The sequence below is a fragment of the Pseudomonas sp. B21-059 genome (assembly GCF_026016285.1).
GTDB lineage: Bacteria > Pseudomonadota > Gammaproteobacteria > Pseudomonadales > Pseudomonadaceae > Aquipseudomonas > Aquipseudomonas danubii.
This window is the reverse complement of record NZ_CP087201.1, coordinates 4,906,520-4,917,771: the sequence shown is the minus strand read 5'-3', so window position 1 is coordinate 4,917,771 and position 11,252 is coordinate 4,906,520. Positions and strand designations below refer to the sequence as shown.

Here is an 11,252-nt window from a genome sequence, read left to right as displayed (position 1 = left end):
GGACTTGGCTATATCACCTTCGCCCTTTATGCCTGGCAGTGCGGAGGGTTGGTCAGAGTCTGTTCGGCGGCCTGGGAGGGCGCGCCGAGAGGAAGGGGCTATCAGTCGTCTGCAGGTTTTCCCGCCAGGGCCTGGTTTACTGCCAGCCAGCCATTGACCGCACTTTCTCCGGCTTCGGCGAAGGCCCGTTGCAGCAGTTTTACCTGTTCGCGACGCAGGGATTGTTCAAAGCGCGCGCCATCGTCGGTTAGTTGCAACAGGCGTTTTCGTTTGTCGCTGGCTGGGGCGATGCTGTCTACCAGGTGCATTTCCATGAGTTGGCGCAAAGGCGTATTCAGTGCCTGCTTACTCACCCCCAGCAGCGTGAGCAGTTCTTTCACACTCAGGCCGGGGTAGCGGGCAATGAAAAACACGATGCGCTGGTGCACGCGACTCAAGCCTCGGCGTTCGAGCATTTCGTCGGCCTTGGCGGTAAAGGCCTGATAGCCAAAGAAGAAGGCTTCCATGGCGGCTTGTTGCGAGGTCTGGTTTTTAAGGTCAAGCATATTGACGTATCTGCGAGAGTCGGCGTAATTTCGGTCAAGCAGTTTGACGTATTTCCTCCGACCTTTGCTAGCGGTGACCTCCATGGCCTTCTCCGAACGTGTATCGCGCCTCAAAAGCTCCTTGATCCGTGAAATCCTTGCCGCGGCCCAGCGCCCGGAAGTGATGTCGTTCGCTGGAGGGCTGCCGGCCGAGGTGATGCTGCCCAAGGTGCAGTGGCAAGACATGCCCTTGTCCATGGGGCAATACGGCATGAGTGAAGGCGAGCCGTCGTTGCGTGAAGCCCTGGCTGCCGAGGCGCGCAAGCTCGGCGTGCCTTGCGAGGCGAGCCAGGTCCTGGTGGTCAGCGGCTCCCAGCAGACCCTTGATCTGGCGGCCAAGCTGTACATCGACAAGGGCACCCAGATCCTGTTGGAGGCTCCGACCTATCTGGCTGCCCTGCAGATCTTCCAGTTGTTCGGTGCCGACTGCCTGACGGTGCCATTGGAGTCGGACGGTCCGGATCTAGCGCAGATGCGCGCTCGCCTGGAACAGCATCGTCCAGCCTTCGTCTACCTGATTCCGACCTTCCAGAATCCTTCGGCGGTGCGCTACAGCGAAGCCAAGCGCGAGGCGGTGGCTGCCCTGCTGGACGAGTTCGGCGTGACCCTGATCGAGGACGAGCCCTATCGCGAGCTGACCTTCGACGGTGGCAGCGCGACCCCCATTGTCAGCCGCCTGAAAAAGGCCAGTTGGATCTACACCGGCACCGTGTCGAAGACCCTGCTCCCGGGATTGCGGGTTGGCTACCTGATCGCCAGCCCGGACCTGTTCCCTCATCTGCTGCGCCTGAAACAGTCCGCGGACCTGCACACCAATCGCGTCGGCCAGTGGCAGGCCATGCAGTGGATCGGCAGCGATCAGTTCCAGCAGCACCTGGGTGAACTGCGCAGTTTCTACCGCCTGCGCCGTGATGCCTTTCAGGTCGCGCTGCAGACTCATTTCGCCGATCTGGCGGACTGGCAGGTGCCCCAGGGAGGGCTGTTTTTCTGGTTGAGCTTGAAACAACCCCTGGATACCCGCACTTTGCTCAAGTCCGCGTTGGAACAAGACGTGACTTTCATGCCCGGCGAACCGTTCTTCTCTGAACCGGAGCGCAATCATGGGCATCTGCGGTTGAATTTCAGCCATATCGATCCGGCACGGCTGGACGAAGGCCTCAAGCGGCTGGCCACCGTGATACGTCAAGCACAGGCTGCACAGGCAGCCTAAGGGGAGGGCCATGTACAAGGTTTATGGCGATTACCGTTCGGGCAACTGCTACAAGATCAAGCTGATGCTCAGTCTTCTGGGGCTGCCTTATGAGTGGCAGGCGGTGGACATTCTCGGAGGCGATACCCAGACCGAAGCCTTCCTGGCGAAGAATCCCAACGGCAAGATACCGGTGCTGGAGCTGGAAGACGGCACCTGCCTGTGGGAGTCCAACGCGATTCTCAACTTTCTGGCCGACGGCAGCGAATTCCTGCCCAGCGAACCGCGCCTGCGCACCCAGGTCCTGCAATGGCAGTTCTTCGAACAGTACAGCCACGAGCCTTACATCGCGGTGGCGCGCTTCATTGAACAGTACGAGGGCTTGCCCGAAGAGCGCCGGGACGAATACCTGAAGCTGCACAAGCGTGGCTACAAGGCGCTGGATGTGATGGAAAAACAATTGAGCCGCACGCCGTATCTGGTGGGCGAGCACTATTCCATTGCCGATATCGCGCTGTATGCCTACACCCATGTGGCCCATGAAGGCGGTTTCGATCTGACCCGCTATCCGGGTATCCAGGCCTGGGTCCAGCGCGTACAGAGCCATCCGCGGCATGTCGGGATGTTCGATTGAGCGGATTTTCCGAGGGGGCAACTGACCCGGGACAGCATCGTCCCGGGGAGAGGCTTCAGGCCGCCGAGAAGCGCTGGTTCAGGTAATCGATGATCACCTTGGATTCATACATCCAGGTAGTCTGGCCGTTCTCTTCGATACGCAGGCATGGCACCTTGATCTTGCCGCCCTGCTCCAGCAGGGTCTGGCGATCCTGCTCGTTGTTCTTGGCGTCGCGCAGGGCCACCGGTACGTTCAGGCGGTGCAGGGTACGGCGGGTCTTCACGCAGAACGGGCAGGCGTGGAACTGATACAGGGTCAGGCCCTTGGCGGCCTGCTCGACTTGCGCTTGAGCGGCGGCAGCGCGCTTCTGCTTGCGCGGGCGGGTGATGAAGTCGATGAAAATGATGAGTTGGCCCAGGCCGACTCGCAGCGCTTTGACGATCACGGTATTGCCTCTTGCCCATGAATGAAGGGGCGGCAGCTTACCTGATTTTTGCCGGACGAAAAAAACCGGCGATCAACGCCGGTTTTTTCACTCAGGGCCTGTTACTTGATCAGGCTGAGGAACTCGCTGCGAGTCGCGGCATTTTCGCGGAACTCGCCCAGCATCACCGAAGTGATCATCGACGAATTCTGCTTCTCCACACCGCGCATCATCATGCACATGTGCTTGGCCTCGATCACCACTGCAACTCCCAGAGCGCCGGTCACTTGCTGGACGGCGTCGGCGATTTGCCGGCTGAGGTTTTCCTGGATCTGCAGGCGACGGGCATACATGTCGACGATGCGCGCGACTTTCGACAGCCCCAGGACCTTGCCGCTGGGAATGTAGGCAACGTGAGCCTTGCCGATGAATGGCAGCAGATGGTGTTCGCACAGCGAGTAGAGCTCGATGTCCTTGACCAGCACCATTTCGCTGTTGTCAGAGCTGAACAAGGCACCGTTGGTGACTTCTTCCAGGGTTTGGGCATAACCGCGGCAAAGGTACTGCATGGCTTTGGCGGCACGCTTGGGCGTATCGAGCAGGCCCTCGCGGGAGACGTCCTCGCCCAGTTGGCCGAGGATCGCGGTGTAATTCTGTTCCAGGGACATGAAACTACCTGTGGGATTTTACGCAAAGGGCAAGGGTACGGTGGCAGACACGGCGCTGCAAGCTTAGTGCAGCGGCTTTATTCGTCGCGGCCTTCCATCATGGTGCGTTTGAGCATGACGTACAGCGCGCCAGTGCCGCCATGTTTAGCCTGGCAGGAGGTGAAGCCCAGCACTTGTGGATGCTGGCGCAGCCAGGTGTTGACGTGGCTTTTGATCATGGGGCGCTTGCCGTCCAGGCGCACGGCCTTGCCGTGGGTGACGCGTACACAGCGGATCTCGAATCGGGTGGCTTCGGCGAGAAACGCCCAGAGGGTTTCGCGGGCCTTTTCCACGGTCATGCCATGCAGGTCGAGGCTGCCTTCAAAGGGAATCTGGCCGATTTTCAGCTTGCGCATCTGGCTTTCCTGAACCCCGTCGCGGGCCCACATCAGCTCATCTTCAGGTCCCACATCGATGACGAACTGATCGGACAGCCCGTCCACCGTCGTGGTTTCGCTACGCACAGTGGCAGCCTGGCGCAGCTTGGCGATCTGTGCGCGGTCGGCCTTGGGTTTGCCTGTGTCGGCCCGATCGTGCTTGATCGGCTTGACGCCGCGGATCTCGTTTTTGAACAGGGAAAAATCGTCGTCTTGCATGTCAGCCTCCGCGAAGGGCGGCTAGTTTACCCAACTCGGAACACCTTAAGGCGCGCAAATCGCGCCCAGGGTCGTCAGTCGTGTTTTTTCATCAAGTGTGGCGCCATGTTCAGTGCCAGGGGCTGGCGCATTCGGCGCCGGCAACGCCGCCACAGGCGCACACCGATGTACAGCAGTAGCACGCCGATCAGCAGGATCAGCGCCGAGCCCAGTGGGCTGGCGTTGAGTTCTCCTAGCGCCGGAGCGCGTCCCAGCAGGCTTGCGGTCCCGGCCAGGGCCAGCAGCACGCCGAAGGTCGCCAGCAATGCAGAGAATCCAGCCCCCAGGCGCAGGCGCCAGTTTCGCGGGCTTTTGGGCCGCAATCGGCGTGCGTCAAAACCATCGGATATCTTCATTCCGACCTTCCTCAATGGGTATCGGCCCTTCGACCGGGAGTTGACCGGGTGGTTCCTGAGGCTAAGGCAATTGCTGCAAATGCGAGGCGTTTATGGATGAGCGGCCCGCCAGCCGCTCACCAAGGCTGGTCAGATCAGGCTTGCGGTCTGGGCGAGAGTGGCAAAGTTGTCGGCCATGATCGCCATTTCAGTCTGCTGAACATGCTCGGCGCTGAGAATGCCGCCCTTGTAGGGCAGGTCACGGGTGGCACAGGCGTCCTCCACCAGGGTGCAACGGAATCCCAAGTTCTTCGCTGCTCGCACGGTGGTGCTGACGCTGGAGTGGCTCATGAAACCGGCGACGATCAGGTCCAGGGAGCCCAGATCCTGCAGGCGCTTTTCCAGTTCGGTGCCGTGGAAGGCACTGGGCAACAGCTTGCCGATGATGGTCTCGTCGCCTTGGGGCTCAAGGCCGGGGATGAATTCGCCGCGCTCGCCCTGAGGGTCGAACAGGCCGCCGACGGTGCCAAGATGGCGCACATGCACGATGGGCCGGCTGGCAGCCCGGGCTGCGGCCAGCAGTTGGCCGATGTTGGCCACTGCCTTGTCCATGCCGGACAGGGCCAGGGGGCCGCTGAGGTACTCTTTCTGGGCGTCGATGATCACAAGGGTCGCGTGGCTCAAATTGGCCGCTGCATAACCACGACCGCTGAGTTGAAACATCGTCTTTGGAACGGACATTCTGGGGCTCCTGTGAGTGGGGCTTTTGCGACATTGTCCTCTGGCGGAGCGCTTCTGTGAATCGCTACTAACGTAAGGTGCGCCGTTGTTGGCCTGCAGCCTTGTCAAGAGGGGCAAGGTATTTGGCTTGCCGGGCAAAAAGCGGTCGGTCGGGCGATTGTACGGCGGTGGTTTTTCATTCGTCGTCGGCAGGCGCTTTGGCTGTTAGAATTGCCGGTCGTTTTTTCAGGAGTCTGTCCCGTGATCACTTCCCGCCTTCGCACCTTGCGTGACCATATCCGCTGGGCTGTCAGCCGCTTTCATGGGGAGGATCTGTTCTTCGGCCATGGTACCGACAACGCCTGGGACGAGGCCCGCCAATTGGTGCTCGGAGCCTTGCATCTGCCCTGGGAAATCGCCGACAGCTACCTGGACTGCGCGTTGGAAGACGACGAGTTGGTCCACCTTCAGCACCTGCTCAAGCGCCGAATCGAAGAACGCGTGCCCACAGCCTATCTGTTGGGCGAGGCCTGGTTCTGCGGCATGTCGTTCATCGTTGACGAGCGTGTGCTGATTCCCCGCTCGCCCATCGGCGAGTTGATCGAGAAACGCTTCGAACCCTGGCTGGGCACTGAGCCTGCGCGGATTCTCGATCTGTGCACCGGCTCCGGTTGCATCGGCATCGCCTGTGCCTATGAGTTCCGCGAGGCCGAAGTGGTGCTGGCCGACCTGTCCTTCGAAGCCCTGGAAGTGGCCAACCAGAACATTGAGCGCCACGGTGTCGATGAGCGGGTGTTCACCGTTCAGGGCGATGGTTTCGATGGCTTGCCGGGGCAGCGCTTCGACCTGATCGTTTCCAATCCGCCTTATGTCGATGCCGAAGATTTTGCCGACATGCCGGACGAGTACCAGCATGAGCCCGAGCTGGGCCTGGCCTGTGGCGATGATGGTCTGAATCTGGTGCGGCGCATGCTGGCCCAGGCCGCTGATCACCTGGCCGAGAAAGGCTTGCTGATTGTCGAAGTGGGCAATAGCCAGGTGCACGTCGAGGCGCTGTACCCCGAAGTCGACTTCGCCTGGCTGGACTTCGAACGCGGCGGTCACGGTGTATTCATGCTCACTGCGGAGCAGTGCCGCGAGCATCAGGCGCTGTTCGCCGCCCGCGCCTGAGCCATGTGCCGGCCCGCGCAAGGCGGGCCTTGATCCCTGAAGAGGTCGCGACTCAGCGGTGAGTCGCAATCCAGATCAGCAGCCCCGCCTGGAAGACCGCGAAGGCCACCAGGCAGGTGATGGTGAAGCGCAGACCGGTGTCTTCACGTTTGTACTTGGTGACTTTCTCTTCCTGCTTGCGCAGTTTGACTTCCAGCTCCTCCAGGTTCTGATCGGCCTGCTGGAGCATCTGTGCGGCTTCCAGTATCTCCACGAACTGCAGTTTCTCGGTGTTCCACTGGCTCAGCAGCTCGCCCACTTGAACATCCTTGACGCTGCCCTTGAGATGCTGGGCATCGGCATACACCACGTCGAAGCCCTGGGTACGCAGCACATGATCGCGGCGCAGGCGAGTGTCCTCATTGAGGGCGTCCTTGTTAGCGAGCTCGAAGCCGTCGACCCGGTAGTGCGGCCACTTCTTCTGCGCCCACTGCGCGGCCTGGGCCAGCAGGAAGCGTCCGATGCCACGGTTCAGTGGTTCGATCTGCAGCCCGCCTTCGGGCTCGAAGTGCACCCGGTGGGTGTCGTGCTCGACCCAGACATCCAGGTGATTCTGTTCCTTGCGCACCCGCTGGCCGGGCAGGCTGATGGTCATGCGCAGCAGGCTGTGCTCTTTGTTGTTGCGTTCGGCATAACCGAACTCGACAAAACGCAAAGGGCGCCCGCCGGTGGCGCGATCGGTCTGCAGGGGCGCCAGGCGCAGCATCTTGTGATGTTCAGCCTGGACGTCCGCCCACGGCAACGGCGCCGCTTCCGGTACGGCGGCTTCCTGCTCGGTGGCGGGTGAATTCGAGGTATCAGTCATAACGGCAAGTCCTGTCCAATCGCTGCGCGCCGACAGCAATCGAACGGCCGGCAAAGGCTTATCGGCCGTTTTTTTCAGGACTGGAGGGTAAAAACAGCCTAACGGGTGTGAAGTCCGTCAATAAAACTGATGATGGATCGGCCCAGTTCCGCCGCCAGGGGCAATTGCGGGTCCTTGTAGGACGCCAATTGGCGCTTGAGATCGTTGGGTACGATACGCAGAACATGGTTCATGCCGTCGATCAAGGTCAGTTGAGCATCCGGTTTTGCCGCCTTGAGCACCCGGGCGTCGTCGACGCTGACCTGGATATCGTTGCTGCCCTGAATGATCAGCGCCGGCATTTTCAGGCGGGCGAAAGCGGCGGCCGGGTCCTCGCGGAACAGGGTGATCAGATAGGGTTGCACGCTGGGGCGGAAGATCACTTGCAAGGCCGGTGGCACATCGTTGTCAACCTGACCGGCCTTGAGGCTGTCCAGCAGTTCATTGCTGCGCACCATCAGCGCCGGTGGCAGGCGATAACTCAGTTGCTGGCGCAGCACCTGATCCACGGGGCGGGCGGTGCCGGAGATGGAAATCACGCCGGCGGCGTCCAGTTGGGGGGCGGCGAGGCTGGCGATCAGCGCGCCCTCGCTATGGCCCAGCACGATCAGTTGGCCCAGGCGCGGGTCGGCCTTGAGCTGCTTGCCCCAGGCCACGGCGTCGGCCACATAGGCGTCGAGGGTCAGGTTGCGTTCATCCGGGGTCGCCGCGAGGCTGGCCGCCACACCGCGCTTGTCGTAGCGCACGCTGGCGATGTTGTGCTTGGCCAGCACCCAGGCCAGGCGCTTGAGGCTATCGTTGCGCCCGCCGTCGGGGTTGTTGCCGTCGCGGTCGGTGGGGCCGGAGCCTGAGATGATCAGCACCACCGGCACCGGCTGCGCAGATTTGGGCAGCAGCATCGAGCCGTACAGCTCGCCGTGGCCGGTGTCCAGGCTTACGGGGCGTTGCAGGACGGCCGCGTTGACCAGGCCGGTGAACAGGGAAAGGCTCAAGAGAAGGACTCGCAGCATCATCACGCCATCATGGATAAGGTGCCGGTTGGACTCGGGCAGGGGCAGAAGGTTCGAGGATGAACTAGTTGGGTAGCCTGCGTATACTTGCGCCCTTCAGTAATCCTGATTGAGTTATTTCGGCTGATTTCACGGAGCTCCCCGCATGTCCGGCAATACCTACGGCAAGCTGTTCACTGTCACCACCGCGGGCGAAAGCCATGGTCCGGCGTTGGTCGCCATTGTCGACGGCTGCCCGCCGGGCCTCGAGCTGTCCCTGGAAGACCTGCAGCGTGACCTGGACCGGCGCAAGCCCGGCACCAGCCGTCACACCACCCAGCGCCAGGAACCCGATGAAGTCGAGATCCTTTCCGGGGTGTTCGAGGGCAAGACCACGGGCTGTTCCATTGGCCTGTTGATCCGCAATACCGACCAGAAGTCCAAGGACTACTCGGCGATCAAGGATCTGTTCCGTCCGGCTCACGCCGATTACACCTACCACCACAAGTACGGCATTCGTGATTACCGTGGCGGCGGTCGCAGCTCGGCGCGGGAAACTGCCATGCGCGTGGCGGCCGGGGCCATCGCCAAGAAATACCTGGCCAGCCAGGGCATCGTGGTGCGCGGTTACATGAGTCAGCTGGGCCCGATCGAGATTCCTTTCAAGACCTGGGACTCGGTGGAGGACAACGCATTCTTCAGCCCCGATCCGGATAAGGTTCCGGAGCTTGAAGCCTACATGGACCAATTGCGCCGGGATCAGGATTCCGTGGGAGCGAAGATCACCGTGGTCGCCGAAGGCGTGATGCCGGGCCTGGGCGAGCCGATCTTCGACCGGCTGGATGCCGAACTGGCTCATGCGTTGATGAGCATCAATGCGGTCAAGGGCGTGGAAATCGGCGCCGGTTTTGCCAGCGTCGCCCAGCGCGGCACCGAACACCGTGACGAACTGACCCCGCAAGGTTTCCTCAGCAATAACGCCGGCGGCATTCTTGGCGGGATCTCCTCGGGGCAGCCGATCGTTGCCCACCTGGCCCTCAAGCCGACGTCCAGCATCACCACGCCAGGTCGCTCCATCGACGTTGATGGCAATCCTATGGACGTGATCACCAAGGGCCGTCACGACCCTTGCGTGGGCATTCGTGCTACTCCCATTGCCGAAGCCATGATGGCCATCGTGCTGCTGGATCACCTGCTGCGTCACCGCGGCCAGAATGCCGACGTGCGCGTCAGCACGCCGGTACTGGGCCAGCTGTAATGGCGGTTCTGCCAGTCGCTACGGTCTGATGACCGTGGCGGCGCTGCCGTACTGGCGGCTTTCCAGTTTCTACCTGTTCTATTTCGCCCTGCTGGGGTCGACTGCACCGTTTCTGGCGCTGTATTTCGATCACCTGGGGTTTTCCAGCGCGCGGATCGGCGAGCTGGTGGCCATTCCCATGCTCATGCGCTGCGTGGCGCCCAACCTTTGGGGCTGGCTGGGGGACTACACTGGCCGGCGCCTGGCGATCGTGCGTTGTGGCGCCATCTGCACCCTGATCTGTTTCTCGCTGATCTTCGTCAGCAAGAGCTACGCCTGGCTGGCGATGGTCATGGCCCTGCACGCATTTTTCTGGCACGCAGTCCTGCCGCAGTTTGAGGTGATCACCCTGGCGCACTTGCAGGGACAGACCTCACGCTACAGTCAGATCCGTCTTTGGGGTTCCATCGGTTTTATTCTTACCGTGGTGGCTTTGGGGCGCCTGTTCGAGTGGCTGAGCCTGGATATCTATCCGGCGGCACTGGTGGCGATCATGGGCGGCATTGTGCTCAGCAGCCTGTGGGTGCCCAACGCCCAGCCTGTGGTGCAGGGGCCGCGGTTGGCCGGGGAGGGCTTTATCAAGCAACTGCGCGGCCCCGGGGTGCTGGCCTTCTACCTGTGTGTGGCCCTGATGCAGATGAGCCACGGTCCTTACTACACCTTCCTGACTCTGCACCTGGAGCACCTGGGCTATACCCGTGGCCTGATCGGCATGCTCTGGGCTCTGGGTGTGGTGGCTGAGGTGCTGATGTTCCTGGCCATGAGCCGGATTCTGGCGCGATTTTCCGTGCGCCGGGTGTTGCTGGCGAGTTTTCTCTTGGCGGCTTTGCGCTGGGTGCTGCTGGGCAGCCTGGCGGAGCATCTCGGGGCACTGTTGTTGGCGCAGGTGCTGCATGCGGCAACCTTCGGCAGCTTTCACGCCGCGGCCATCCATTTTGTCCAACGCAGTTTTGGTGCTCGCCAGCAGGGCCAGGGCCAGGCGTTGTACGCCGCCCTGGCGGGAACCGGAGGTGCCTTGGGCGCCCTGTATTCCGGCTACAGCTGGAACGCCCTGGGCGCCACATTGACCTTTAGTATTGCTAGCGTCGCCGCCCTGGCCGCAGCCGTTATCATTGCCACCCGCATGCAAGAGGAGTTGCCGTCATGAGCAGCCTGTCCGTCTACCACGTATCCAGCCCGGACCTGCCGAACAAGGTTCTGACCCACTTTGACGATATCGCTGCGACCTTGGCCGAACAGGGGATTGGCTTTGAGCGTTGGCCAGCCTCGACGCGGATCGAGCCGGGGGCCAGCCAGGAAGAGGTGATTGCGGCCTATCAGGAGCAGATCGATCGGCTGACGACCGAGCAGGGTGATGTCAGCGTGGATGTGATCAGCCTCAACCGTGACCATCCACAAAGAGCCGAGCTGCGTGCCAGCTTTCTCGACGAGCATCGCCATGACGAGGATGAAGTGCGGTTATTCGTCGCCGGACGTGGACTGCTAAATCTGCACATCGACGACTACGTCTATGCCGTTCTTTGCGAAAGAAACGACCTGATTTCGCTGCCAGCGGGCACTGCCCATTGGTTCGATATGGGGGAGGAGCCGCACCTGGTAGCCATCCGCCTGTTCAGCAATCCCCAAGGCTGGTCGGCCAGCCTGACCGGCGACGCTATCGCCAGCCAGTTCCCACGCCTGGACGATTGAGCGGCAAGATCAAC

14 protein-coding genes are annotated in these 11,252 nt (G+C 61.5%); 6 read left to right on the top strand and 8 right to left on the bottom strand.

Features of this window, described 5'->3' with window-relative positions; translation table 11 throughout:
• Window positions 1–101: 101 nt before the first annotated feature.
• Entirely contained in the window at window positions 102–545 is a 444-nt protein-coding gene (locus LOY69_RS21550; protein WP_102880505.1) for a MarR family transcriptional regulator, read from the bottom strand.
• An 82-nt stretch (window positions 546–627) separates the two neighbouring features.
• Between LOY69_RS21550 and LOY69_RS21545 the strand changes: the two genes are divergently transcribed.
• A complete protein-coding gene (locus tag LOY69_RS21545; RefSeq protein ID WP_253084726.1) occupies window positions 628–1,794 on the top strand; it encodes a PLP-dependent aminotransferase family protein in 1,167 nt (388 codons plus the stop codon).
• A gap of 10 nt (window positions 1,795–1,804) precedes the next feature.
• Complete coding sequence (locus LOY69_RS21540; protein WP_102860810.1) at window positions 1,805–2,407, top strand: glutathione S-transferase family protein; 603 nt, start codon at window positions 1,805–1,807, stop codon at window positions 2,405–2,407.
• A 55-nt stretch (window positions 2,408–2,462) separates the two neighbouring features.
• Here LOY69_RS21540 and LOY69_RS21535 read toward each other — a convergent pair whose 3' ends face one another.
• The 5 genes from LOY69_RS21535 to LOY69_RS21515 form a co-directional block, all read right to left on the bottom strand.
• A complete protein-coding gene (locus tag LOY69_RS21535) occupies window positions 2,463–2,834 on the bottom strand; it encodes a glutathione S-transferase N-terminal domain-containing protein (protein WP_102860811.1) in 372 nt (123 codons plus the stop codon).
• Between the two features lie 101 nt (window positions 2,835–2,935).
• A complete protein-coding gene (gene folE, locus LOY69_RS21530; RefSeq protein WP_011062625.1) occupies window positions 2,936–3,481 on the bottom strand; it encodes a GTP cyclohydrolase I FolE in 546 nt (181 codons plus the stop codon).
• Window positions 3,482–3,558: 77 nt separating this feature from the next.
• The gene (locus tag LOY69_RS21525; RefSeq protein WP_060840489.1) at window positions 3,559–4,116 is read right to left on the bottom strand and encodes a Smr/MutS family protein; all 558 of its coding nucleotides are present in this window, start codon (window positions 4,114–4,116) and stop codon (window positions 3,559–3,561) included.
• A 74-nt stretch (window positions 4,117–4,190) separates the two neighbouring features.
• Window positions 4,191–4,511, bottom strand: a complete 321-nt coding sequence (locus LOY69_RS21520) for a hypothetical protein (RefSeq protein ID WP_102880502.1) — start codon at window positions 4,509–4,511, stop codon at window positions 4,191–4,193.
• Between the two features lie 129 nt (window positions 4,512–4,640).
• Entirely contained in the window at window positions 4,641–5,231 is a 591-nt protein-coding gene (locus tag LOY69_RS21515; protein WP_265073572.1) for a cysteine hydrolase family protein, read from the bottom strand.
• Window positions 5,232–5,471: 240 nt separating this feature from the next.
• Between LOY69_RS21515 and prmB the strand changes: the two genes are divergently transcribed.
• Window positions 5,472–6,380 carry a 50S ribosomal protein L3 N(5)-glutamine methyltransferase gene (gene prmB / locus LOY69_RS21510; RefSeq protein ID WP_265073571.1) on the top strand — a complete coding sequence of 303 codons (909 nt, stop codon included), beginning with the start codon at window positions 5,472–5,474 and terminating at the stop codon, window positions 6,378–6,380.
• Between the two features lie 52 nt (window positions 6,381–6,432).
• Here prmB and LOY69_RS21505 read toward each other — a convergent pair whose 3' ends face one another.
• Window positions 6,433–7,224 carry a hypothetical protein gene (locus LOY69_RS21505; RefSeq protein WP_110594640.1) on the bottom strand — a complete coding sequence of 264 codons (792 nt, stop codon included), beginning with the start codon at window positions 7,222–7,224 and terminating at the stop codon, window positions 6,433–6,435.
• 98 nt (window positions 7,225–7,322) lie between these two features.
• The gene (locus LOY69_RS21500; protein ID WP_110594638.1) at window positions 7,323–8,276 is read right to left on the bottom strand and encodes an alpha/beta hydrolase; all 954 of its coding nucleotides are present in this window, start codon (window positions 8,274–8,276) and stop codon (window positions 7,323–7,325) included.
• A 142-nt stretch (window positions 8,277–8,418) separates the two neighbouring features.
• On the opposite strand from LOY69_RS21500, the gene aroC reads away from it, so the two are divergent.
• The 3 genes from aroC to LOY69_RS21485 are packed head-to-tail and all read left to right on the top strand — an operon-like array spanning window position 8,419 to window position 11,238.
• Entirely contained in the window at window positions 8,419–9,510 is a 1,092-nt protein-coding gene (aroC, locus tag LOY69_RS21495; protein WP_102880499.1) for a chorismate synthase, read from the top strand.
• A 28-nt stretch (window positions 9,511–9,538) separates the two neighbouring features.
• Window positions 9,539–10,696: an MFS transporter gene (locus LOY69_RS21490; RefSeq protein WP_162884078.1), complete on the top strand. Its 1,158-nt coding sequence runs from the start codon at window positions 9,539–9,541 to the stop codon at window positions 10,694–10,696.
• Entirely contained in the window at window positions 10,693–11,238 is a 546-nt protein-coding gene (locus LOY69_RS21485) for a 1,2-dihydroxy-3-keto-5-methylthiopentene dioxygenase (RefSeq protein ID WP_170001881.1), read from the top strand. Before LOY69_RS21490 ends, LOY69_RS21485 begins: the two co-directional genes overlap by 4 nt.
• The last annotated feature ends 14 nt before the right edge of the window (window positions 11,239–11,252 follow it).

Excerpts from the sequence above, each read along its gene's own strand:
- LOY69_RS21500 (WP_110594638.1), bottom strand. The coding sequence starts at position 8,276 with ATGATGCTGCGAGTCCTTCTCTTGAGCCTTTCCCTGTTCACCGGCCTG.
- LOY69_RS21520 (WP_102880502.1), bottom strand. The coding sequence starts at position 4,511 with ATGAAGATATCCGATGGTTTTGACGCACGCCGATTGCGGCCCAAAAGC.
- LOY69_RS21505 (WP_110594640.1), bottom strand. The coding sequence starts at position 7,224 with ATGACTGATACCTCGAATTCACCCGCCACCGAGCAGGAAGCCGCCGTA.
- folE (WP_011062625.1), bottom strand. The coding sequence starts at position 3,481 with ATGTCCCTGGAACAGAATTACACCGCGATCCTCGGCCAACTGGGCGAG.
- LOY69_RS21540 (WP_102860810.1), top strand. The coding sequence starts at position 1,805 with ATGTACAAGGTTTATGGCGATTACCGTTCGGGCAACTGCTACAAGATC.
- LOY69_RS21485 (WP_170001881.1), top strand. The coding sequence starts at position 10,693 with ATGAGCAGCCTGTCCGTCTACCACGTATCCAGCCCGGACCTGCCGAAC.
- LOY69_RS21490 (WP_162884078.1), top strand. The coding sequence starts at position 9,539 with ATGACCGTGGCGGCGCTGCCGTACTGGCGGCTTTCCAGTTTCTACCTG.
- aroC (WP_102880499.1), top strand. The coding sequence starts at position 8,419 with ATGTCCGGCAATACCTACGGCAAGCTGTTCACTGTCACCACCGCGGGC.
- LOY69_RS21545 (WP_253084726.1), top strand. The coding sequence starts at position 628 with ATGGCCTTCTCCGAACGTGTATCGCGCCTCAAAAGCTCCTTGATCCGT.
- LOY69_RS21550 (WP_102880505.1), bottom strand. The coding sequence starts at position 545 with ATGCTTGACCTTAAAAACCAGACCTCGCAACAAGCCGCCATGGAAGCC.
- LOY69_RS21515 (WP_265073572.1), bottom strand. The coding sequence starts at position 5,231 with ATGTCCGTTCCAAAGACGATGTTTCAACTCAGCGGTCGTGGTTATGCA.
- LOY69_RS21525 (WP_060840489.1), bottom strand. The coding sequence starts at position 4,116 with ATGCAAGACGACGATTTTTCCCTGTTCAAAAACGAGATCCGCGGCGTC.